This window comes from Clostridium sp. MT-14, from assembly GCF_042436595.1.
GTDB lineage: Bacteria > Bacillota > Clostridia > Clostridiales > Clostridiaceae > Clostridium_B > Clostridium_B aromativorans.
In genome coordinates, this window is record NZ_JBHMIY010000036.1 from 1 (window position 1) to 22,956 (window position 22,956).

20 protein-coding genes and 2 riboswitches are annotated in these 22,956 nt (G+C 35.8%); of the genes, 17 read left to right on the forward strand and 3 right to left on the reverse strand.

What is annotated here, in order from left to right:
- Positions 1-693 precede the first annotated feature (693 nt).
- The 3 genes from ACFHWD_RS17715 (at position 694) to ACFHWD_RS17725 (ending at position 4,528) form a co-directional block, all read left to right on the forward strand.
- Positions 694-1,968, forward strand: coding sequence for a glycine/sarcosine/betaine reductase component B subunit (locus tag ACFHWD_RS17715; protein WP_150358859.1), 1,275 nt, complete (start codon positions 694-696; stop codon positions 1,966-1,968).
- 3 nt (positions 1,969-1,971) lie between these two features.
- Positions 1,972-3,291, forward strand: coding sequence for a glycine/betaine/sarcosine/D-proline family reductase selenoprotein B (locus tag ACFHWD_RS17720; RefSeq protein ID WP_229980776.1), 1,320 nt, complete (start codon positions 1,972-1,974; stop codon positions 3,289-3,291).
- A 61-nt stretch (positions 3,292-3,352) separates the two neighbouring features.
- Positions 3,353-4,528: an amidohydrolase/deacetylase family metallohydrolase gene (locus tag ACFHWD_RS17725; RefSeq protein ID WP_150358862.1), complete on the forward strand. Its 1,176-nt coding sequence runs from the start codon at positions 3,353-3,355 to the stop codon at positions 4,526-4,528.
- Positions 4,529-4,602: 74 nt separating this feature from the next.
- Here ACFHWD_RS17725 and ACFHWD_RS17730 read toward each other — a convergent pair whose 3' ends face one another.
- Positions 4,603-5,814, reverse strand: coding sequence for a S1C family serine protease (locus tag ACFHWD_RS17730; protein WP_150358863.1), 1,212 nt, complete (start codon positions 5,812-5,814; stop codon positions 4,603-4,605).
- Positions 5,815-6,063: 249 nt separating this feature from the next.
- On the opposite strand from ACFHWD_RS17730, the gene ACFHWD_RS17735 reads away from it, so the two are divergent.
- The 5 genes from ACFHWD_RS17735 (at position 6,064) to ACFHWD_RS17755 (ending at position 11,652) form a co-directional block, all read left to right on the forward strand.
- The gene (locus tag ACFHWD_RS17735) at positions 6,064-7,215 is read left to right on the forward strand and encodes a metallophosphoesterase (RefSeq protein ID WP_179977000.1); all 1,152 of its coding nucleotides are present in this window, start codon (positions 6,064-6,066) and stop codon (positions 7,213-7,215) included.
- Between the two features lie 29 nt (positions 7,216-7,244).
- A complete protein-coding gene (locus tag ACFHWD_RS17740; protein WP_150359001.1) occupies positions 7,245-8,948 on the forward strand; it encodes a TaqI-like C-terminal specificity domain-containing protein in 1,704 nt (567 codons plus the stop codon).
- Positions 8,945-9,157 (forward strand): hypothetical protein, encoded by a 213-nt coding sequence (locus tag ACFHWD_RS17745; RefSeq protein WP_179977001.1) that lies wholly within the window; start codon positions 8,945-8,947, stop codon positions 9,155-9,157. The genes ACFHWD_RS17740 and ACFHWD_RS17745 overlap by 4 nt, the downstream gene beginning before the upstream one ends.
- A gap of 145 nt (positions 9,158-9,302) precedes the next feature.
- Positions 9,303-9,404: riboswitch (purine riboswitch) on the forward strand.
- A gap of 74 nt (positions 9,405-9,478) precedes the next feature.
- Positions 9,479-10,885, forward strand: a complete 1,407-nt coding sequence (locus ACFHWD_RS17750; RefSeq protein WP_378062811.1) for an NCS2 family permease — start codon at positions 9,479-9,481, stop codon at positions 10,883-10,885.
- Positions 10,886-11,070: 185 nt separating this feature from the next.
- Positions 11,071-11,652: a YdcF family protein gene (locus ACFHWD_RS17755; RefSeq protein ID WP_378062812.1), complete on the forward strand. Its 582-nt coding sequence runs from the start codon at positions 11,071-11,073 to the stop codon at positions 11,650-11,652.
- A 63-nt stretch (positions 11,653-11,715) separates the two neighbouring features.
- On the opposite strand, the gene ACFHWD_RS17760 is transcribed toward ACFHWD_RS17755, so the two are convergent.
- Entirely contained in the window at positions 11,716-11,907 is a 192-nt protein-coding gene (locus tag ACFHWD_RS17760; protein ID WP_150358370.1) for a hydrolase, read from the reverse strand.
- A gap of 134 nt (positions 11,908-12,041) precedes the next feature.
- Positions 12,042-12,623 (reverse strand): GDSL-type esterase/lipase family protein, encoded by a 582-nt coding sequence (locus ACFHWD_RS17765; RefSeq protein WP_378062813.1) that lies wholly within the window; start codon positions 12,621-12,623, stop codon positions 12,042-12,044.
- A gap of 199 nt (positions 12,624-12,822) precedes the next feature.
- Positions 12,823-12,923: riboswitch (purine riboswitch) on the forward strand.
- 211 nt (positions 12,924-13,134) lie between these two features.
- Here ACFHWD_RS17765 and purE point away from each other — a divergent pair.
- The 9 genes from purE to ACFHWD_RS17810 all read left to right on the forward strand — a co-directional run bounded on the left by purE (position 13,135) and on the right by ACFHWD_RS17810 (position 22,488).
- The gene (purE, locus tag ACFHWD_RS17770) at positions 13,135-13,614 is read left to right on the forward strand and encodes a 5-(carboxyamino)imidazole ribonucleotide mutase (protein ID WP_378062814.1); all 480 of its coding nucleotides are present in this window, start codon (positions 13,135-13,137) and stop codon (positions 13,612-13,614) included.
- A gap of 1 nt (position 13,615) precedes the next feature.
- Positions 13,616-14,323, forward strand: coding sequence for a phosphoribosylaminoimidazolesuccinocarboxamide synthase (gene purC / locus ACFHWD_RS17775; RefSeq protein ID WP_378062815.1), 708 nt, complete (start codon positions 13,616-13,618; stop codon positions 14,321-14,323).
- 40 nt (positions 14,324-14,363) lie between these two features.
- Positions 14,364-15,809 carry an amidophosphoribosyltransferase gene (purF, locus tag ACFHWD_RS17780; protein WP_378062816.1) on the forward strand — a complete coding sequence of 482 codons (1,446 nt, stop codon included), beginning with the start codon at positions 14,364-14,366 and terminating at the stop codon, positions 15,807-15,809.
- A 14-nt stretch (positions 15,810-15,823) separates the two neighbouring features.
- Positions 15,824-16,819, forward strand: a complete 996-nt coding sequence (purM, locus tag ACFHWD_RS17785) for a phosphoribosylformylglycinamidine cyclo-ligase (protein ID WP_378062817.1) — start codon at positions 15,824-15,826, stop codon at positions 16,817-16,819.
- Positions 16,807-17,421, forward strand: coding sequence for a phosphoribosylglycinamide formyltransferase (gene purN / locus ACFHWD_RS17790; protein WP_378062818.1), 615 nt, complete (start codon positions 16,807-16,809; stop codon positions 17,419-17,421). Before purM ends, purN begins: the two co-directional genes overlap by 13 nt.
- A gap of 20 nt (positions 17,422-17,441) precedes the next feature.
- Positions 17,442-18,941, forward strand: a complete 1,500-nt coding sequence (purH, locus tag ACFHWD_RS17795) for a bifunctional phosphoribosylaminoimidazolecarboxamide formyltransferase/IMP cyclohydrolase (protein ID WP_378062819.1) — start codon at positions 17,442-17,444, stop codon at positions 18,939-18,941.
- Positions 18,942-18,968: 27 nt separating this feature from the next.
- On the forward strand, positions 18,969-20,210 hold the full coding sequence (gene purD, locus ACFHWD_RS17800; protein WP_378062820.1) for a phosphoribosylamine--glycine ligase: 1,242 nt from the start codon (positions 18,969-18,971) through the stop codon (positions 20,208-20,210).
- A 209-nt stretch (positions 20,211-20,419) separates the two neighbouring features.
- Positions 20,420-21,427: a phosphodiester glycosidase family protein gene (locus ACFHWD_RS17805; RefSeq protein WP_378062821.1), complete on the forward strand. Its 1,008-nt coding sequence runs from the start codon at positions 20,420-20,422 to the stop codon at positions 21,425-21,427.
- A 14-nt stretch (positions 21,428-21,441) separates the two neighbouring features.
- A complete protein-coding gene (locus ACFHWD_RS17810; protein ID WP_378062822.1) occupies positions 21,442-22,488 on the forward strand; it encodes a hypothetical protein in 1,047 nt (348 codons plus the stop codon).
- The last annotated feature ends 468 nt before the right edge of the window (positions 22,489-22,956 follow it).

The window sequence follows — 22,956 nt, forward strand, 5'->3', positions numbered from 1 at the left end:
AGCCTATACTACCGGAGGAAATTATGAGACTCTGGGATATGGATATGGTCCGGGAATAGGGGAAAATTATGATAAACTGATAAATATAGTATCCAGGGCTTCTGGGGCACCTCTTATCTGTGAAGCACTTAAATACTGTGCGATGTGTGCTGAAGGAAAAGTACTGCGGGCGGCGAAGAATGAATTTCAAAAAGCAGAGGCTGCAGGGCTGGAGGAAATATTGNGTTGAAGAGGTGAAAGTACCACCTAAGGAAGTTGTGACCTATGCAATACCGGGAATAGATATACTGGAACTGGACAATGCCTGCAGGGTATTATGGGAAAAAGGTATATATTCTGAAAACGGAATGGGCTGTACAGGGCCTGTGATTCTGGTAAGTTCTCAAAAGGGTGAAAAAGCCGTAAAAATTTTAAAGGAAGCAGGATATAAATAAGAGGGATAAAACAACCCTCTTATTTATCTTCAAAGATTCCGTATTTATCATGACAATAAATTACAAGGAAATGAGTGCAACTAATATAAAAAAGTACAATTTCTAAAAAAAAGTAAACGTTTTATTACATTAACATTACAGAATAGTTCAATGAATATTATCTGCTGGTTTACTATAATTTAATTATAAACTTGACTCAAGTTATAAATATTTTTATAACAATTCGTGACTTGAATATAGGGAAAGGATGGTTATAGTTATGAGTAAACGTCTGCAAATCGATTATATCGATGTTAAAAAGGTTCAATTCGGAAATAAATCCGAGTTGGTTAACGGTGTGTTAACAGTTAATAAGGAAGAGCTTTATAACCTGATTAATAATGACTTGTTTGCATGGATGAATATCCAATTGGTATACCCTGGTGAGAGCTGCAGAATGCTGGCAGTGCATGACATCATGCAGCCGCGCTGTAAAAAAGAACATCCGGAAGAATCTTATCCGGGAATTTGGGGAAAACTGGCACCTGCAGGTGAAGGGGAAACGGTAGCACTTAGAGGTGTAGTTGTTTCAGACATTTATTATGCAAAGTGTAATGTTAAATATTATATGGATATGGGCGGTCCATGTGCAAAATACACTCATTTTTCAAGACATTATCATGTCGTTATCGATGCTGCACCAGCTGAGGGTGTCAGTGATTTAAGTTATGCGGAAGCGTTAAAACATGCTTCACTGACGGCAAATGTATATTTGGCTAAGCTTGGTGTTGATCTAAAGCCAGATGAAAAAGAAGTCTTTGAGCTCGGACCAGTTGGCCCAGGAAAGGATGGCAAGCCTCTACCTAAAGTGGCATACTTTGTTACCCATATGGCCTCACATGATACTTGGAATATATTGTACTATGGGCAAAGCGCGCTTAATTTTCTCCCAATCATAGTTCAGCCTACCGAAGTGCTTGATGGAGCTTTCCTATGGCGATATTGGGAATGTAATTATTACCTGCAAAACGAGCTGTATATCAGGGAACTTATGAAGCGCCACGGCAGGGATCTTGAATTTGTGGGAGTTGTTTTCGCAAATAACGTTATGAAAATTGACGGTAAAAATACCATGGGCATGATTGGAGCGACATTATGCCGTGACACATTAAAAGCGGATTGTGTTGTGATCAATAAGTCAGGTATGGGACATTGCCAGCTTGATTCGGCGCTGGCTTTTAACTGGGCAGAAAAAATGGGTATGCCCTGTGTAATGAATCTCTCGGCTGTGTCCAATGATCGCCCGGGTGACATGCTGGTGATCTCAGATCCTAAAGTTGATGCTGTTGTCAACAGCGGGCGTAATTATACGCTTCATCACCCGAGAGTTAAACGACTGATTGGGGAGAATGCCGGAGTTCCTAGTCTAGCTGGTATTGATCCTTGGGGACCTTTCGATCATACCACCAATTTTGCATATCAGGGAATATGGTCCCAGCTGGGAGATTGCTATGTGACTACGGATTCAAATATTCCATGGAAAGAAGAGGTGTAAATCATGGCTAAAAAGTATCGAATAGTTCATTATATAAACCAGTTTTATGGAGGATTTGGTGGAGAAGATACTGCAGGTATGGATATAGTTGTTAAAGAAGAGCCTGTGGGGCCAGGTTTAGCAATGAAAAATGCGTTTGGTGACAGAGCGGAAATTGTGGCTACGATTATTTGTGGGGACAATCATATTGCGGAAAACTTGGAAACAGTAGTACCTAAGGTGGTTAAAATTGTAAAAAAATACAATCCAGATATGTTCATTGCCGGTCCTGGATTCAATGCTGGCAGATATGGCATGGCCTGTGGTGCGACAACAGCAGCAGTTGTTGAAACACTGAAAATTCCGGGCGTTACAGCATTATATGCTGAAAATCCTGGAACTGATATGTATAAAGATCGCTGTTATATTCTCAAAACAGAAAACAATGCCAGGAAGATGAGAGAAGTTATAAAAAAAATAGTTGATTTTTCCCTTCGATTGGTGTCAGGAGAAGCAATTGGGGATGGCAAGAAGGAAGATTACCATGGAAGCGGTCCGGCCATTGAAATCGATTATTCAATACCAGCACCAAAACGAGCCATTAACATGCTTTTAGCTAAGTATTACAATAAGCCTTATAGAACGGAAGTGGTTATGCCCAATCATGAAAAAATTCCGGTGCCGGTACTTGATAAACCCTTGTCAGAAGCAAAAATTGCACTTGTTACTGATGGAGGCCTAGTACCAAAGGGAAACCCTGATAATATGGTTGTTACCAATTCAACTTGTTTTAAATATTACTCAATTGAAGGAAAGGACAAACTAAGTCCTGAGGATTATGAAGTAAGACATCAAGGTTATAATAATGCCTTTGTTCTTGATGATCCCAACCGTCTTGTGCCAGTTGATGCAATGAGGACGCTTGAAAAAGAAGGTGTCATCGGTTCTTTATTTGATTCATATTTTACAACTGCAGGTGTGATGACTCCTATGGAGAAAGGTAAGAAATTTGGTGAAGGTATTGCCAAAATAATGAAAGAACACAAGGTTGATGCGGCTATATTGACGTCCACCTGAGGAACTAGTTCTCGCTGTGGTGCAGTGATGACAAAAGAAATCGAACGTGCTGGTGTTCCTATTGTTCAAGTGACGAACTTGACAAAAATCGCCGAAGGTATAGGTTCTAACAGAATTCTTCGTGGAAACAGCGTCTTGCATGTTTTTGGCGATCCTTCGCTGCCAAAGAAAAATGAAGTGGCCTATCGTAAAAATGCTGTCAAGAAAGCTTTGAAAATGCTTGAAGAAGTGCCGGAAGAGGGTAAATCGGTAATCGAGGAAATTTAAGCTGGAAATAGCCAATGTGATAATATGACAATATGTTAAAATTAAAAGGAGGTTATTCTTTATGGTTAAGAATAATAAATATAGTGTTAATACAACTGAGCCAATATCTGTGAATGTTATAGATCCTTCTACAAAAAAAATATGGCCGGCTGAATTATGCCATGATTCAGATGGGTTTTTTCTGAAGCAATCCTCTGATCAAGCCAAGGATGCAGAGTTATTTTTGAGTCCTGGCTGGATTGATTTACATGCTCATGTTTACTATGGCGTAGGAGCCATATCCATACCTCCGGATTCAATTGGATTTGATACCGGTGTTCATTTTATAGCTGATGCTGGAAGTTCAGGTGAAGCTACCATTACTGGATTGAGAAAATATGTTGCACCTGCCTTTAATACTCCATTTAAAGCCTGGTTAAATATATGTTCTACTGGTTTGGCACAAATACCTGAAGCTACAGATATTTCCGCAATGGATGTAGCAAAAACGGTGAGAGCGGCCAATGCAAATCGTCCCTTTGTCTGCGGCATCAAAATTAGAGCTGAAAAAACCACTGTCGGTGCAATGGGTATACAGCCGGTAAAACTTGCAGCTAAAGCTGCACGAGAAACGGGAATGCGCCTTATGGTACACATTGGGCTGCCTATGCCGTGCATCGAGGATATACTGGATATTTTGGCTCCAGGTGACGTAATATCTCATGTTTATCACGGGAAATTAAATTCACCCTGGACGTCTGAGGGCAAACCGATTCCTGCTATGGAAAGAGCTTTAAAGCGCGGTGTTCTTATGGATGTAGCCCATGGAATAGGCAGTTTTAGTTTTGAAGTTGCAAAGAGGGCAATAGCTGCAGGATATCCTCCGTTTACTATTAGCTCTGATGCTCATGTTCTAGGCATAAATGGTCCTGTTTATGATCTTCCGACTACAATGACTAAATTGTGTGCTGCGGGCATGGATCTTGTGGATGTAATAGAAGCGGTGACAGCATCACCTGCTAAAATATTACAGCTGGGTGATTGGTGCAATTTGAAGGGAAGACTGCATAATGCAACATTGTTTAAGCTTAGTAAATCTGCTCCTGCATCCAGAAAATTTATTGATTGTGTTGGCAAAGAAATTTTCCCTGAGAAATATATTATTCCTACAGCTATAATTAATAAAGAAGAAATGAAATGGCTGGATTATCCTCTTAAAAATGTAAAGGTAGATGTTGATCCTGCAGTACACATATAAGAAAATTTAAATACAGAAATGAAGGAGCCTGCTGCATAATTTAATTATGCAAGCAGGTTCCTTTTTTAAATATTCTATTCTGTCAGTGTCAGTTGAAGTGTCTTGGTAGATCCATCTCTATAAATTACCACTGAAACTGTATCACCGGATTTATGGGTGGATTTTATTTTATTTATTTCTTCTACGGTTTTTATGGATTTGCCGTCAAATTTTTGTATGATATCCTCTGGTTCCAATCCGGCCTTTTCAGCGGGACTGGATTTTTCAATTTCCTTTACATAAACACCTTCAGGTATGTTGTATTTCTTTGACAGGCTGGAGTCAATATCCACGCAGGCAATTCCGATTTTCAATATTGGTTTTAAGAGGCCGTTTAACTTGGAAGCCACTGTATTTATAGGAATGGCGAATCCTATACCTTCAACCCCGTTTCCACCTATTTTAGCTGAATTTACTCCTATTACCTGCCCAAGTGAATTTACAAGGGCACCGCCGCTGTTTCCTGGGTTTATAGCTGCATCTGTCTGTAAAAAGCTTTGAGTGGTGTTACCCACAGTGATTTCTCTTTTTGTAGCACTTATAATACCACTTGTGACAGAGCCTAAAAGTTCCTTGCCGAGGGGATTGCCTATGGCTACTACAGAATCTCCTACCTGAACATTATCAGAGTTTCCGAGTTCGGCCACTGCCGGCATTTCAGTTTTAGTGGTTACTTTTATTACAGCCAGATCCTGATTTTCATCGTAATTTACAACTTTGGCGGATACGGTTTTTTTATTGCTCAATATGACACTTATGCTCTGAGCACCCTGTATCACATGGTAATTTGTGAGTATATATCCATCGGAGTTTATTATTATGCCTGAACCCATTCCATCGTCCTCACTGCTTTGCCCATCTGAAAAACCGAACATATCCGAATATTGGGATATGGATTTAGTGGAAACACCCACTACTGCAGGGCTTACTTTTTTAGCTATTTCTGCTATTGTAAGGCCGCTCTTGCTTGAAGTGGATATAGGGGAAACCTGTGTCTGTGAAGGCTTTGTCTGCGTTGAGTTTATGGTCTCATAAAGTGGTGTATTTTTGAAAAAGTCTGTATTTGGAACTACATATAAAAAAGCTGCGGCAGATAGAGAGGCGCCTATCAAGCTGGATATCAATGCCAGGGATATATATGAAAAAATTTTTTTGCCTCTGGAATGTTTTTGGGAAAATTTATTTTTGAAACGGGATAATATGTTCATTCTTGCAGTATCTTGATTTTTGTTATAATTATCATCCATGTAAAATTCCTCCTTCTATGAGCTTTTAATAACTATATTATATCATGGTTATATGATAGTTTTTTTTTGTTACAACTATATGTCAAAACTGTAAACTGAGTATGACAATTCTGTTTATTATATGTTACAGATTTTTTATGCTTTTATTAAAAAAGTATTGATATAATTATTATAATATTATACAATTATCTTCTATATTTTATAGGAGAAAATTTAATTTGGAAAGTTCGATTAAGTTAAGGTGATTTTATGATATATGTAATTGGTATATTATCTGTATTTATATTTACCGGTGTAAATTTGTATATTGGTATAACTGTTTTTGAAACTTTTAAATATTTTGTGACTTTTATAAATTCATATGTCTATTGGATTGTGTTTTTGCTGCTTGTATTGTCCTTTTTTATAGGAAAATTTTTCAAAAAAATCCTGCCTGAATTTATAAGTAAGATGTTTTACTTAATAGGATGCTATTGGCTAGCTGTAATTTTTTATTTTATAATAGCTGTGATAATATTTCAAATTATCAAATTGACCTGCTATCTTTTGCCTTTTGCTTATATTTCAGATGGAATTAAATGGAGAGCTGTATTTTATGCTGTTTCAATGATGATAATATGTGTTATTTTAATAATTGGAACTTATAATGCAAATTCAATAAGACTGTCGAAATATAATTTACAAGTTGAGAAAAATATAAATGGAATTGAAAAATTGAACATAGTGATGATATCTGATATTCATGCAGGTAGAATAGTGGGCAAAAGCAGAGTGAAAAATTTAGTTAAAAATGTAAATTCATTGAAACCTGATCTGGTTATTTTAGCAGGTGATATTATAGATGATGATGTGGATTTGAAAGAAATGAAAGATATTCTGACGCCATTAAAAGATATAGATTCCGCCTATGGTGTATATGCGGTGTTTGGAAATCATGAATATATTGGCAGAAATACTGGGTATATGACAGAAGAGTATAAGAGATTGAATATAAAACTTTTGGTAGATGAATTTGAAGGTATAGATAATAGATTTTATATAATAGGACGAAACGATATTGCCTATAAGAATTTTACAGGTAAAGAGAGAAAAAATATATTTCAATTGACGGATAGATGTGACAAGACAAAATTACTGATTGCAGTAGATCATAGGCCGGTAGATTTGGAAAATTGTAAAAATGCGGGGATAGATATTCAGTTTTCCGGACATACCCATAGGGGTCAGCTTCATCCTTTAAATCTTATAACGAAAAGAATCTTTAAGATTGATTGGGGATATTTAAAAGATGGTAAATTTAATATTATAGTTTCTTCGGGATTTGGAACTTGGGGTCCGCCTATAAGAATTCATAGTAGATCAGAGATTGTTGAAGTTATTCTCAAAGGAGCCGTGAATTGAAAGTTCAATAAGGAGGAGGACAGTTTCCAATGGATAAACAGCGGAAATACACTGTGCTAGGTGAAGAGTATGAAAAATCTATGAGTTTAGAAGAAAGAAAAAAAAAGGGCAGTTTTTATACACCTTACTATATAGTGGATTATATAGTGGAAAATATTATGTCCGATTTGGACGTTAAAAAAAATCCTTTTGTAAAGGTGCTGGATCCCTCCTGCGGCAGTGGATATTTTTTAATAAAAGTGTATGAAATTTTAATGAAAAAATTCAGCGAGAATTTAGAATTTATTAGACAGAATTTTAAGGATGAAGATTATAGGATTGAAGATAAAAATGGAATCAGATATATAAAGGGCAGTGAATATTGGCAGTACTCTAACCTGGGCTATCATATACTCAGGGAATGTATATACGGCGCAGATATAGATGAATTTGCCGTAGAACTGGCAAGAATAAATTTGTGCAATAAAAGTGGAATTGATTTTGAGTTTAAATATAATATCATATGCTGCAACAGTTTGATAAAATGGGAAAAAGAACATGAAAATGGAGAAATTTGTGGAGATATATCTGAATTCTGGAAGAGAAAATATGACTATGTACTGGGAAATCCACCATGGATATCCCTCAGCAGAAAATATAAAAAAGAGGATAAGCTGACGAAGTATTATAGTGAGAATTATAGTGGAAATACGTATTTACCCAATTTATATGAATATTTTATAAAAAGATCTATGGAACTTTTAACACCTCATGGAAGATTTGGATTTATAATTCCAGATAGACTGGCCAGTAATCTTTATTACAGAGATTTTAGAAAAAATTTACTTGAAAATTATAGCATATTGAATCTGGTCTTTGAAATAAAATTTCCGGAAGTAAATGCCGATTCCATGATTATTATAGCTGAAAATGGCTGCAGAATGTACAATAAAGTAAATATAGACATATGTAAAAAGAGGATGTATGCTGTGGATCAGCAGAAATATCTGGAAAACTTAAATTTTGAGTTCTCTTACTGCTATAATTCAGAGAGCCTGTTTATAAAGGAAGGTATTGAAAAATCCAGTAAAATGCTTTCTGACATATGCTGTACTTTTACTGGATTCATAGGATATAGATCTAAAGTGACTTCAAATAAGATCAGCTCTAGCCAAGTTAAAATATTAAAGGGCGAAAATATAAGAAAATTTAAGGTAGAAGGCAGCTGTTATTATGATTTTATACCTGAGAATATAAAGGGAGGAACCAAGGATATAAAAAAACTTGCCAGTAAAAATAAAATAGTTATAAGGAAAACTGGGAGCCAGCTGATAGCAGCACTGGATTGTGAAGGATGCATAATAGAACAATCCCTGTATGGTATAGTGGGCAAGAACAGGAAAATTTCCATTTATTATATTCTGGGAATTTTAAATTCAACCCTAATTCAATGGTACTATTTAAATTTTCTAATAACAAATCCCAATTCGACCCCCCAGATTAAAAAGTACAGTTTGGATCGGATACCCATATGCGAATGCAGTTATGAATATAGGAGTGAAGTTGAAAAATTAGTAAATAAAATAATGTATGAAAAAGGGGAAAAAAGTAGATTTGAAAAAAAATTAGACGAAACTGTATTTAACCTATATAATATTGACTATAAGTACAGATATATTATAGTGGATGAAGTACAAAATAGCAGAGATGGGAAAAAAGGTGGCAGAAAATTAAATGGGGGGAATTATTTATGATAACCTTGTTTTGCATTTTATTTGTGATATTAACTTTGTGTTTGGTATTGTCTATAGTGGGAATTGTGATGCTTCCAATTGTAGGACTTATAATAGCAGCAGCCTTTATTATTGCCATAATAGGAATTATTTTGAAGATTGTATTTTCACTGCCTTTTTTAATACTTGTTATAATATTGGTGATACTGTACATGTGTAGAAATAAATGATCAATTATAATATTCGATATGTAACGAACTATGTAGGCGGTATAAATTATATAGTGTTTATATGTAAAGAATATTATCAAACTTATTTTATTAAAATATATTGACTTATTATATATATGATGTTAATATAATTACGTAAATTTAATAAATTCTTTTGAAAAACATTCGTATAATCTTGATATAATATGGTTCAAGAGTTTCTACCAGAAGGCCAAAACTTCTGACTATGAGTGGATTCCGGGAAGAAAATATTTCAAGTATTTTCTAATTTGGATTATTCCATAATTCATATTAGAAATTTTTTATTTTGGAGGTATCAACATGGAAGTTGAAAGATCTAAACTGGATTCATTTTTTAAATTAACTGAGAATCACACTGATGCAAGAACAGAAATTTTAGCGGGCGTTACTACTTTTATTACCATGGCTTATATAATTTTTGTGAATCCCAGCGTACTTATGCAGGCTGGTATGAACAGCAAGAATCTTATGGGAGATGCTGCAGTTAAGGCAGGACTTTCTGCAATCAATGATCCCGTGGTTGCATCGATATTTGTAGCAACCTGTATAGCGGCAGCTATTGGAACTTTTGTGATGGCACTTTATGCAAACCTTCCTTTTGCACAGGCACCTGGTATGGGACTCAATGCATTCTTTACCTATAGTGTTTGTATAGGAATGGGATATAGATGGCAGCAGGCATTGGCGGCAGTTTTGGTATCGGGGATAATATTTATAATAATTACAGTTACATCTATAAGGGAAAAAATTGTCAATGCTCTTCCTTATAATTTGAAATTGGCCATATCAGGTGGTATAGGATTATTTATAGCTCTTATAGGTCTTAAAAATGCAGGTATTGTTATATCTGATCCTGCTACTTTAGTCGCTTTTGGCAAACTGACCACACCTCATGTACTTGTTGCAATCATAGGTATTTTAATTACAGCTATACTTATGGCAAGAAATGTAAAAGGATCCATACTCATAGGCATAATTTTAACTACTATAATCGGCATACCTTTTGGGGTAACCCACACTTCAGGTATACAGCTTATAAGTGCTCCACCTTCACTTTCGCCTACGCTTTTTGCCTTCGATTTTAAAGGACTTCTGGGAATAGGAAAAGCAGGTATGGTAGGTGCTGTTACAAGTTTGATTATGGTAATCATAACTTTTACCCTGGTAGATCTGTTTGATACCATAGGTACTCTTGTGGGAACAGCTGAAAAAGCTGGAATGGTAGATAAAGACGGGAAAGTTAAAAACATGCACAAGGCACTTTTGTCAGATGCACTGGCAACTACAATAGGATCTTTGCTTGGAACCAGTACGGTAAATACATATGTGGAATCCACTGCCGGTGTTACAGCAGGAGGAAGAACAGGGCTTACATCTTTTACTGTGGGAATATTATTCATACTGTCATTATTTTTCTCTGGTCTGGTAGGAATAGTTCCAACTGAGGCTACAGCCCCAGCACTTATAATTGTAGGTGCACTTATGATGGGAGTAGTTACCAAAATAGACTTCAATGATTTTACAGAAGCTCTTCCAGCTTTTTTTGCCATAGCTTTTATGCCTTTTAGTTATAGTATAGCAAATGGTATTGCTGCAGCTATAATATTTTATCCGATAGTTAAATTAGTTACAGGGAAATATAAGGAAGTTCATCCAATAGTATATGTACTTGCGGCACTTTTCATATTTAGATTTGCTATGCTTTAATTGAACTATTCTGGGATTTAGGTGAAAAATTTATTTATCAAAAATATGTTTTTCACCTGAAATTCAGGATGATATTTTGTCTGCTGTAGACATTAATAAAGTATTAAATATGGGAGTATGAGGTTGAAATTTCGTTTTCAATAAACTATGATATTGTAAATGATAGGCGATAGGTGGTTTTTTAAATGAGCCGTAAATTGAAATTTGCAGTGTGTTTTATTACTATAGCATTTGTGGCTGTCTTGTTAACGGAATTTCAAATAGTGTTTTTTGGGGAAGATACGAAGCCTGAAAGATCGGATTGTATAATTGTACTTGGGTGCAGAGTATACGGCACCACCCCCAGCCCGTTTTTAACGGGGAGGTTGGATAGAGGGCTTGAGCTTTATAATAAAGGCTATGGGAAATATATTATTGTATCTGGAGGAAAGGGTGAGGGAGAAAGTATATCTGAAGCTGAAGCTATGAGACAGTATTTATTGTCCAAAGGCATGGATAATTCAAAGATAATAGCAGAGGATAAATCTTCATCTACTATGGAAAATTTAATAAACTCTAAAAAAATAATGGATGCAATGGGCTTTCACAGTGCTGTGATAGTATCTAATAAATATCATTTGAAAAGAGCCTCCTTGATGGCAAAGAGCCAGCATATAAAAGGAAGTTATTCGGGAGTGTTTATATCCTCTTATAAAGCTCATGAAATTAGTGGGTATATTAGAGAGATACCAGCTGTTTGGAAGTATTACATTCTCAAATTGAATTAAAATTTGATTTAACTGTAGGCTTATAAAAACATGCCTCATAATCTAGATTTATGAGGCATGTTTTTAATCTACGAAACTATTCCAGTAATTTGAATAATCTAATACTATCGAATCTGATTTTGCATCTTCTATATTATAACAATAAGCTAATTCCTTTATAAAATCCTTTGCTGAAAGTCCGGATTTGGAAATCAGCTCGTCAACCTGTTTTTGTAAGTCTTCAGGTATTCTGGAAAAGCAGGAAGTAGTATTCATTTTAATAATCCCCCCATATGATATTAATATACTATATGCTATATTCCATTAATAAGTGATATATAACTCATATTGCATTTTAAATGTATCACTTTATATGCAAAATGTCAATAAAGAATAGCCTATATAGAAGTTTATATTGAGGATTTAAAGAAATTTATTGTACACTCTGCCATTAATCTATGTCCTGATGATGATGGGTGTAAGCCATCTATAAACAGGTGATTTGCGCCTGTATCTTTTAATTTTTCACAAAAACACTTATAGTAATCTATGTAATGAAATTTATTTTCACTACAGAATGCTATTATCCAGTTTCTGTAATCTTTCTGGAGTTCATTTATTCTGTCATAGTTTAGAGTATCATCCCATCTTTTCATGGCTATACCTTTGTTTATAGCCGGTTCTATTCCTATTATTGGAATTATATCAGAATTTACGGCATCTTTTACAATCAGTGTTATATTGTCTGTTACCATATTTAAAGGTCTGTTGCTCATGAAATCATTGATTCCACCCATGATCAATACATAATTGGGGTGATTTTTTATTACATCTTCATAAGAACGGGACAACATTCCTGAGGTTGTATCTCCGTTTGCACCTTTATTCATCACCTCCATTTGAAGGGGTTCTTTTATAAGCGACACCCAATTGGCATTTTCGGGAACACCATATCCAAAAGTTAAACTGTCCCCTATACATACTAATTTCATTTTTTGAATACCTCCTTGTTTTGTACAGCTTTTAAAATTAATTGCCGTGGTTTTGTTTGCTTGGGAATAATGTTCGATATGATGTGAACATTATTCGCATAAATGATTATACAATTTCAAATTAAACGAATATTAAAAGATAAATTGAAATTAATATATTGAATTATATAATTTACTATGTTAATATAATTATATCAGAAACAAGTACGAATGGAGCATCCATATAATCCTAATAATCTGGTTTAGGAGTTTCTACAGGAAACCGTAAATTTCCCGTCTATGGTTGAAGTGATTTAAAGCTGCGTGTTTTTTGTGCTGAATTTTAAATTGGTTTGCCGATTTTGGGGTTCTTGGAAATTTACGATGTAGATTTTCAGGAGCTTTTTTAAGTATCAGAGTTCAGAGTTTAAATATCAAATTTGACTTATTTTCGATACAGCCAAAGATCTTCATTAATTGTGAATTGTAAACTGTGAACTGTAATGTGAATTGTAAAAGGAGGATATATTTTATGAAAGTAGCAATTATATTTGGCAGCAGTTCTGATATTGACAAGATGAAAGGTGCAGCAAAGGCTTTGAAAGAATTCGATATACAATATGAGGCTTATATTCTGTCAGCTCACAGAGTTCCGGAAAAACTTCTGGAAACTGTAAAAAGGCTGGAAAATGAAGGCTGTGAATGTATAATTTCAGGGGCAGGTCTTGCAGCACATCTTCCGGGAGTTATTGCAGCAAACACCACGCTGCCGGTTATAGGAATTCCGCTCAATGCGGCTGTTGGAGGGCTTGATTCTTTATTTTCAATAGTACAGATGCCAAAATCAATACCCGTAGCTACAGTTGGTATAAACAACAGCTATAATGCGGGTATGCTTGCAGTGGAAATATTGGCACTTAAATATTCTGAAATTAAGAATAAATTACTCGAATATAGAAAAAATATGAAAGAAAAATTTATAAATGAAAATGGAAAAGGAGTGGAATTATAAAATGGAAAAGGGAAAGATGATCTATGAGGGAAAAGCAAAAAAGGTGTATGAAACTGATGATAAGGACAAAGTTATAATTTATTATAAAGATGATGCTACGGCTTTTAACGGACAGAAAAAAGGACAGATTTCAGATAAAGGTGTGATGAACAATACAATCACTTCAATGCTGTTTGAACTTCTTGAAAAACATGGAGTGAAGACTCATTTTGAGAAAAAATTGAGCGACAGGGAACAGCTTTGCAAAAAAGTAAAAATAATACCGCTGGAGGTAATAGTGAGAAATGTGGCGGCAGGAAGCATGGCAAAGAGACTGGGGCTTAAAGAAGGAACTCCCCTTAAAACTACAGTCTATGAATTGAGCTATAAAAACGATGAGCTTGGGGATCCTCTTATAAATGATTATCATGCAGTTGGAATTGGAGCTGCTACTTTTGATGAACTAAAAACCATATATGACATGACAGCAAAGATAAATGATGTTTTAAAGACATTCTTTTTAAAGCAGGGAATAAAACTGATAGACTTCAAAATTGAATTTGGAAAATTCAATGGGGAAATACTTCTGGCCGATGAAATATCGCCGGATACCTGCAGGCTGTGGGATGCAAAGACGAATGAAAAACTGGATAAAGACAGATTCAGGAGAGATTTGGGAAATGTAAGGGAAGCCTATGAGGAAATATTGAAGAGAATAAGCAATAATTAAGTTAAATCCTTATTTTATGGGTATAAAAGGAGAGAATTTTATGTGCATTTTGAATGATAAATTTAGCACCTGTTCCTGTATTGAGCTGGAAGAAGATAAATTTAAAGATGAATGCGGCGTATTTGGTATATTTTCTAAAAACGATCTGGATGTGGCATCTCTCACTTATTATGGACTGTATGCCCTGCAGCATAGGGGACAGGAAAGTGCAGGAATTGTAGTTTCAGATGGAAAAGAATTCAAATACCATAAGGGAATGGGACTTGTTTCGGATGTATTTGACAAAAAATTGCTGGAAAGTTTGAAAGGACAAAGTGCTATAGGTCACGTGAGGTATTCTACTGCCGGATCCAGCACTTTAAATAATGCCCAGCCCCTTATAGTAAAATATAAACTGGGTTCCATTGCCATAGCACATAATGGCAATTTAGTCAATGCAGATGTCATAAGGGCACTTCTTGAAGATGCAGGGTATATTTTTCAGACTTCTGTGGATTCGGAGGTTATATTGAGTCTCATTGCACGGGAAGCAAAGAAGGATATAGGCAAAGCCGTAGTGGATGCAGTTCAGGCCGTAAAGGGCTCTTACGCCATTGTCATTTTGACGGAAGATAAACTCATAGGTGTGAGAGATCCAAATGGGATAAGACCTCTCTGCATAGGAGAGTTAAACGGTGACTACATACTGTGTTCTGAAAGCTGTGCACTTGATTCTATAGGCGCAGATTTTGTAAGGGATGTAGCCCCGGGAGAAATTGTCATAATAGACAAGGATGGAATCAAATCCATAAATTTTGCTGAAAGAACAAAATGTGAAACCTGTTCTTTTGAATATATTTATTTTGCAAGACCAGACAGTACGATAGATGGAATAAATGTCTATACTTCCAGAATTAAAGCTGGGAAAATACTTTATAAAGAAAATCCGGTAGAGGCAGATGTGGTAATAGGTGTGCCGGATTCGGGAATACCAGCTGCTCTTGGATATTCGGAAGCATCAGGTATTCCCTATGCAATAGGCTTTATAAAAAATAAATATGTGGGAAGGACATTCATATCACCTTCAAAAGAACTTAGATCCAAAGCTGTAGCTGTAAAACTAAACCCGCTTAAAGTAAATGTGGAGGGCAGGAGAGTCGTAATAGTGGACGATTCCATAGTAAGGGGAACTACCAGTAGGAAGCTTGTAGAAATATTGAGAAGGGCTGGAGCTAAAGAGGTTCACTTTCGGGTTAGTTCTCCTGTTGTAAAATACCCATGCTATTTTGGCATTGATACCCCCTATAGAAAAGATCTCATAGGTGCCAATGCAAACCTGGAGGAGATCAGAGAGGAAATAGGAGCAGACAGTCTGGGATATATCAGTATAGATGGAATTTTAAAATCCTTGGACTGCAGCGCTGAAAGAGGATACTGTGTGGGATGCTTCAGTGGAATCTATCCCATATCTGCACCTATAGAAAAAGATAAAAATTATTTAGAGTAAAGGATGGTTTTATCATGACAACCTATAAGGATGCTGGTGTTAACATTGAAGAAGGGTATAAATCTGTAAAGCTTATGAAGGAGTATTCAGCCAGTACTTTTATTCCCGGTGTACTGAATGGGCTCGGGAGTTTTGCAGGTATGTTTGAATTGGGAAAATATAAGAATCCGGTACTTGTTTCTGGAACGGACGGAGTTGGGACAAAATTGAAGATAGCTTTTCAGATGGGTATATATGATACAGTTGGAATAGATTGTGTTGCCATGTGTGTAAATGATATTTTGTGCCATGGAGCAAGGCCTCTTTTCTTTCTGGATTATTTGGCCTGTTCCGATTTACAGGCGGAAGTTGCTTCAGATTTGGTCAAGGGTGTATCAGAGGGATGTATTCAGGCGGGATGTGCGTTGATTGGCGGTGAAACAGCTGAAATGCCTGGGTTTTATGCCAAAGGCGATTATGACATGGCGGGTTTTGCAGTGGGAATTGTGGAAAAGGATGATATAATAGATGGGAGCAGAGTAAAAGAAGGAGATGCACTTATAGGCATAGCTTCCAGCGGAGTTCACAGCAACGGTTATTCTCTTGTGAGAAGCCTTATAAAAAATTTTGAGGACAGTTTTGGTGACAGTACTCTGGGAAAGGTGCTTCTGACTCCCACCAAAATATATGTAAAGCCTGTGTTGAAATTACTGGGGAAATTTGATGTGAAAGCCATGGCTCATATAACGGGAGGAGGCTTTTTTGAAAATGTACCCAGGATGTTCAAAGGAGATTTTACTGCGGTCATTCATAAAGACAGCTACGAGATCCCGGATATATTCAAATATATAATGGACTTGGGAGTAGATGAGCAGCATATGTACAACACCTACAATATGGGTATAGGTTTTGTACTCTGTGTAGATTCCGGAGACTCTGAAAATGTAATATCAGAGCTTGAGAAAATGGGTGAAAGTGCATACATAATAGGAACTGTAAAAAGAGGGGAAAAGAAAGTATGTTTAAAATAGCGGTTTTGGCTTCCGGCGGCGGAACGGATTTTCAGTCAATAATAGATGGAGTGGAAAGTGGATATCTTGAAAATTGCAGGATAGAGATTTTAATAACGGATCGAGCTGGTGTATACGCTCTTGAAAGAGCTCAAAAACATGGAATTAAATACAAAGTGTTCGATAGAAAAGTTTATGGTGATAAAATATCGGATGAAATATTGAAAGTGCTCTATAACAAAGCAGATCTGATAGTATGTGCAGGCTGGCTTTCAATACTTAAGGGAAAGCTGATTTCAGAATTTGAAAACAGGATAATAAATATACATCCTTCTCTCATACCTTCCTTTTGCGGGGACGGGATGTATGGAATAAAGGTACATGAGGCTGCAATTGAGAAAGGCGTCAAGGTATCTGGATGCACTGTACATTTTGTGGATACAGGCACTGACAGCGGCCCTATAATTTTTCAAAAATCAGTACCGGTGTATTTTGAAGATACTGCTTATGAGCTTCAAAAGAGAATATTAAAAGAGGAGCACATAGCTCTTCCTAAAGTTATCAGACTTATTTCCCAAAATAAAATATCAGTGAAACAGGGAAGAGTTCAAATTTGCAAATAAAATAAATGGAGGCGTAAGTTATGATAAAACGTGCACTTATAAGTGTCTACAACAAAAATGGTCTATTGGAATTGGCACGATTTTTAATCAGCAGGGAAGTGGAGATAATATCTACTGGAGGGACATATAAGTACCTTGCAGAGAACAATATAAAAGTTACAGAAGTATCGGAAGTAACAGGATTTGATGAAATACTGGACGGAAGGGTAAAAACACTTCATCCTGCAATACATGCAGGTATACTTGCTAAAAGGGATAACAAAGCACATATGGATACCATAAAAAGCAAGAACATACTTCCAATAGACATGGTTGTTGTAAATTTGTACCCTTTTTTTGACAAGGTATGTGACGATATAAGTTTTGATGAAAAAATAGAGTTTATAGATATTGGCGGGCCGGCCATGATAAGGGCAGCAGCTAAAAATTTCAAAGATGTGGTAGTGGTTACAGATGTGGAAGATTATTCTCCGGTAATTGAAGAAATAAAATCCTCCGGGGATGTGAAATATGAATTTAGAAGAAAGCTTGCAGGAAAGGTATTTAACCTTATGTCTGCCTATGACGGAGCTATAAGCAATTTCCTGCTGGAAGAAGAATATCCTGAATACCTAAGCCTGTCTTATAAGAAATCTGAAGATTTAAGATATGGAGAAAATCCACATCAGAGCGCGGCTTATTATACAGAAACTGTGGGAAAAGCTCCTATGAAGGATTTTGAGCAGCTAAACGGGAAAAAGCTTTCCTATAACAATATGAGGGACATGGATATGGCCTGGAGAGCAGTGAATGAATTTGATGAAATATGCTGCGTGGCAGTGAAGCATAATACTCCCTGTGGTGTGGCGATTGGAAAGGATCTCCATGAAGCCTATGTAAGGACATATGAATGTGATCCCACTTCCATATTTGGAGGAATTATAGCTTTTAATAGAAAAGTAGATGCAAAAACTGCTGAAGAGATAGTAAAAATTTTTGTGGAGATAGTCATAGCACCTGATTTTGACGGGAATGCAGTTGATATACTGGAGAAGAAAAAGAATCTCAGGATAATAAAGTGCGAAGCCAAGCCTACAAACAGCTATGAAATAGCAAAGCTGGACGGAGGAATACTTGTTCAATCAGCTGATACAAAACTTGTGGATGAAATGAAAGTTGTAACTGAAAAGAAGCCTTCAAAAGAGGAAATGGATAATTTGATATTTGGAATGAAGGTCTGCAAATATGTAAAGTCCAATGCAATTGTGGTGGCTAAGGATTTTATGGCAAAGGGAATCGGCGGAGGACAGGTAAATAGAATATGGCCTGCCTGTCAGGCTCTTGACAGGGCAAAAGATGGTGCTGTACTTGCATCTGATGCATTCTTCCCATTTAATGATGTGGTGAAGGAAGCCGCTAAATACGGGATAAAGGCCATAATTCAACCCGGCGGCTCTATAAGAGACAATGATTCCATAGAAGAATGCAATAAAAATGGAATATCCATGGTGTTTACGGGAGTAAGGCATTTTAAACATTAATTTTAAGTAGAAGGGGGTAACCAGGCAGTGAAAGTACTTGTTATAGGATCAGGTGGAAGGGAACATGCTATCTGCTGGAAGATAGCTCAGAGTCCAAAAGTGGAGAAAGTATTTTGTGCCCCGGGTAACGGCGGGATAGAAATAGAAGACAAGTGCAGTAATGTGGATATAACGGATATAGATGGTCTTATGGATTTTGCATTGGAAAAAAAAATAGATCTTACCGTAGTCGGCCCTGAAGTTCCGCTTACAGAGGGTATTGTGGATAAATTTAAAGACAGGGGCCTCAGTATATTTGGACCTTCTTCAAAAGCGGCAATGCTTGAGGGAAGTAAAATTTATTCCAAAAATTTCATGAAAAAATATGGCATTAGAACTGCAGAGTATGCGGTTTTTGATCAGATAGATAAAGCTTTGGAATATATTGGAGTATGCAGTTATCCTGTAGTTGTAAAAGCAGACGGGCTGGCAGCCGGAAAAGGGGTATTCATATGTCAGAATTACAGAGAAGCAAAATCTGCATTGGAAGATTTAATGATAAGGGATGTGTTCAAAGGGGCAGGAAAAAAAGTGGTTATTGAAGAATTTCTGCAGGGAGTAGAGGCTTCAATATTGACTGTAACAGATGGAAATACCATTGTTCCCTTTATATCTTCAAAGGATCATAAGCAAATTTATGACGGCGGTGTAGGACCGAATACCGGCGGCATGGGAGCTATAGCACCAAATCCTTATTGCAGTGAGAAGGTGCTTGAAGATTTTGCAAAAAATATAATGGATCCGACTTTAAGGGGAATACAGCAGGAAAACTTGGATTATACCGGAATAATTTTCTTTGGAATAATGATAACTAAAAAAGGTGTCTATCTTTTGGAATACAATGTGAGGATGGGTGATCCGGAAACTCAGGCGGTGCTGCCCCTTATGAAAAGTGATTTTGTGGATCTGATTCAAGCTGCCCTTTCAAAAAGACTTTCGAGTTTCAAGCTGGAGTGGAGAAAAGGTGCATGCTGCTGTGTAGTGGCAGCTTCTAAAGGATATCCTGCAAAATATGAAACTGGATTTGAAATAGAAGGTTTAAAGAAGGAAAACAAAATTTTTGCAGCAGGTGTCAAAAAAGAAAATGGAATTTTTAAAACGAGCGGCGGAAGGGTTCTTGTAACCTATGGAATTGGCGGCAATCTGGAGGAAGCTATTGAATATGCCTATGAAAACCTTAAAAGGGTGAGCTTTAATGGCATGTACTTCAGAAAAGATATAGGAAAGTAATTTAAATATCAAATCTAAGGGGTTTTTGGTTTTATCCGAAAACCCCTCATTAATTGTAAATTGTGAATTGTAAATTGTACATTGTACATTGTGCATTGTAAAAAGGGTCAGCTTTTAATTTATTGTTACATAATATTTTTTAAGTGGAAATAATTTTAAGTTAATAGTAAAATATAAAATAGTTCTTATCTTATGGAGGTTATTTTAATATGAGTAATGTGAAAAGGAGAAAAAGGAAAAAAAAGAAGAGATCTTCTTTTAAATTGTTTTTTATATTTGTAATCTATGAGCTTGCAGTGGTTATGGTTACTACTCCATTGCTTGTATTTTACGGTCCCTTTAAAAATGTGAGAAATCAAATAGTGGCAACGGCTATGGCAACTTTCAGTCATCAATATATAGCCACTTTATTTTTGTCAAAAGACAAGATAAACCAAATACTTCAGGAAGGGAAAAATGGCCAGACCACCAGTGCGGAAACTGAAAATCTAAATGGGGTAAATATAGCTCACGTGGGAGATAAGAGTATAAAAAGATATGACATAGACACCTCAAAATTCAATGGCTATATTCTGGAGATAGACGATCCTAAAAGGATACGAATAGGGTATACCAGTAAACTCAGGGAAGTGGGAGAGAGGACCAGTGAAATAGCAAAGAGAAATGGAGCGGTGGCTGCTATAAATGGAGGGGGATTTTCAGATAGAACCAGCAGCGGAAAGCTCTGGGTGGGAACAGGAGCTTATCCGGAGGGAATTATAATATCCGGGGGAAAGCTCGTATACAGTGATGTAAATCCCAATGCAGAAATAAATGTGACAGCTTTTACTTCAAGCGGAAGGCTTATAGTGGGAGATCATACATTGAATGAATTACTTTCCCAGGGTGTGGTAGAGGCCATTTCTTTTAGAAATTCTCTCATAATAAATGGTAAGACCGTAGCTGTGGAAAATGAAGGACTAAATCCAAGGACAGCTATAGGACAAAAAGCAGATGGAACCATAGTCATGCTGGCCATAGACGGCAGGAAGGGACTTAAAATGGGAGCTTCTTTGAAAGATGTACAGAATATACTCCTCAAGCAGGGGGTCGTGAATGCAAGCAATCTGGATGGAGGATCTTCTACTACTATGTATTTAAATGGTGAGGTCATAAACAATCCAAGTGACTGGAACGGGGAGAGGACTGTGGCTACAGCCATATATGTAAAACCCTAGAGGAGAGTGGATGGATGAAAAACTTTAAGAGAATAATTATTTGGACTCTGATACCTGTAGCTGTAGAATTAATAGGACTTTTGTGTCTTAACTTGTTTTATTTCAACGGGGACGCAAATTTCAGCATAAAAAAGGTTGACATTTCTTCAAAACAGGCGGAGCATAAAATAAAAGTGAAAATACCGGAATATGCAGAACAGATCAAAGTGGCAAGCAGTGGAAATTACATATCCTATTATGATGGCCAATCGCTGCATGTGGTTGATACCATTAAAAATGATGAAAAAGAAGTAAATCTTGAAAATGAATTGTCCTATTATACCTGGAATCTGGATACTGATAATATGTTTATAGCGGAGAAAACGAGCACAGGGGGAAATTCAAGCAATTTAAAATTTGAATCATATGATGCAAAACGTGACGAAATATATCCGCTGAAAAATTTGGATAAGAATCAGGATCTTTCCATACTTCTTCCGGATGAATTCTATGAGGTCAAGCATGTGGCTTTTTCAGGACCAAGCAATGTGGCATATGTTATGAGCTGTGGAAATGAAGAGACAAATGCCAGAATATACAGGATAGATGTGATGATAAGAATGAATTTGGTTAATTTTGGAAGATGCAAGCTTGGAAATATAGCAGCTGTAAATGATGAAAATGGTGACGAGCTCATATATGAGGATAGAACCTATAATAGAATCAGAACTGGAAGAGGAAGAGTGATAGCAACAGGGGAAAATGGCATGCATTATCTTCTAAATACAGATGAAAACAATAATATATACATAGGGAATGGTGAAAACAATAAGGTCAATAAAATATTCATAAGTAATCTGGATGTTGACAAGAGAAAAATATATACTTTGCCCTCATATGTGAATAAAAACAACATATATATTACCAGAGACAGAAAAATATATGTGGATAATCCGGAAGCTGGCGAAGTGAAGGAACTGACTACGGGAAAAGTGACTAAGTATGACGGAAAATTGATATCCTTATATGAATATGGCATAGTAAGTCAAGATGGAAATAAAATAGTTAACAGTTTATTTTAAATGCTGGTATATTGTTTAAAATCAAAGTTCAAAGTTCAATTATAAAATTTGATAGATTTTTGTGCTTTGAACTTTATTTATGTCAATTTTTCAGTTTGACAAATAGAAAATTAATATTATATATTAATATGATATCAGAAATATATAATTTAAAGTAATATATAATTAATTATTTCAATTCATAATTTTAAATATTTATATTATTCTTAATTGCTTATAATTTAAAATATATGCTCTATATATTTTTTAGATATTATTAAAATGCAAAAAAAATATACCTAAAAATACCATAATTATATTTTTAAAAAATAATTTAATTGCGAATAGCGCCGTAAAACCAATGATTACAAGGGGTAAACAAAATAGCATAATTAATTGAAAAATATTCAGAATATTTTTTATATTAGTTTAAACAAATAAATTTATGCTATAATTACAATAGTTTTAAATTTATTAATATTATTTTTG

Bases quoted from the DNA above. Each gene is read 5' to 3' on its own strand.
- ACFHWD_RS17715 (WP_150358859.1), top strand. From the start codon at position 694: ATGAGTAAACGTCTGCAAATCGATTATATCGATGTTAAAAAGGTTCAA.
- ACFHWD_RS17725 (WP_150358862.1), top strand. From the start codon at position 3,353: ATGGTTAAGAATAATAAATATAGTGTTAATACAACTGAGCCAATATCT.
- ACFHWD_RS17730 (WP_150358863.1), bottom strand. From the start codon at position 5,814: ATGGATGATAATTATAACAAAAATCAAGATACTGCAAGAATGAACATA.
- ACFHWD_RS17735 (WP_179977000.1), top strand. From the start codon at position 6,064: ATGATATATGTAATTGGTATATTATCTGTATTTATATTTACCGGTGTA.
- ACFHWD_RS17740 (WP_150359001.1), top strand. From the start codon at position 7,245: ATGGATAAACAGCGGAAATACACTGTGCTAGGTGAAGAGTATGAAAAA.
- ACFHWD_RS17745 (WP_179977001.1), top strand. From the start codon at position 8,945: ATGATAACCTTGTTTTGCATTTTATTTGTGATATTAACTTTGTGTTTG.
- ACFHWD_RS17750 (WP_378062811.1), top strand. From the start codon at position 9,479: ATGGAAGTTGAAAGATCTAAACTGGATTCATTTTTTAAATTAACTGAG.
- ACFHWD_RS17755 (WP_378062812.1), top strand. From the start codon at position 11,071: ATGAGCCGTAAATTGAAATTTGCAGTGTGTTTTATTACTATAGCATTT.
- ACFHWD_RS17760 (WP_150358370.1), bottom strand. From the start codon at position 11,907: ATGAATACTACTTCCTGCTTTTCCAGAATACCTGAAGACTTACAAAAA.
- ACFHWD_RS17765 (WP_378062813.1), bottom strand. From the start codon at position 12,623: ATGAAATTAGTATGTATAGGGGACAGTTTAACTTTTGGATATGGTGTT.
- purE (WP_378062814.1), top strand. From the start codon at position 13,135: ATGAAAGTAGCAATTATATTTGGCAGCAGTTCTGATATTGACAAGATG.
- purC (WP_378062815.1), top strand. From the start codon at position 13,616: ATGGAAAAGGGAAAGATGATCTATGAGGGAAAAGCAAAAAAGGTGTAT.
- purF (WP_378062816.1), top strand. From the start codon at position 14,364: ATGTGCATTTTGAATGATAAATTTAGCACCTGTTCCTGTATTGAGCTG.
- purM (WP_378062817.1), top strand. From the start codon at position 15,824: ATGACAACCTATAAGGATGCTGGTGTTAACATTGAAGAAGGGTATAAA.
- purN (WP_378062818.1), top strand. From the start codon at position 16,807: ATGTTTAAAATAGCGGTTTTGGCTTCCGGCGGCGGAACGGATTTTCAG.
- purH (WP_378062819.1), top strand. From the start codon at position 17,442: ATGATAAAACGTGCACTTATAAGTGTCTACAACAAAAATGGTCTATTG.
- ACFHWD_RS17805 (WP_378062821.1), top strand. From the start codon at position 20,420: ATGAGTAATGTGAAAAGGAGAAAAAGGAAAAAAAAGAAGAGATCTTCT.
- ACFHWD_RS17810 (WP_378062822.1), top strand. From the start codon at position 21,442: ATGAAAAACTTTAAGAGAATAATTATTTGGACTCTGATACCTGTAGCT.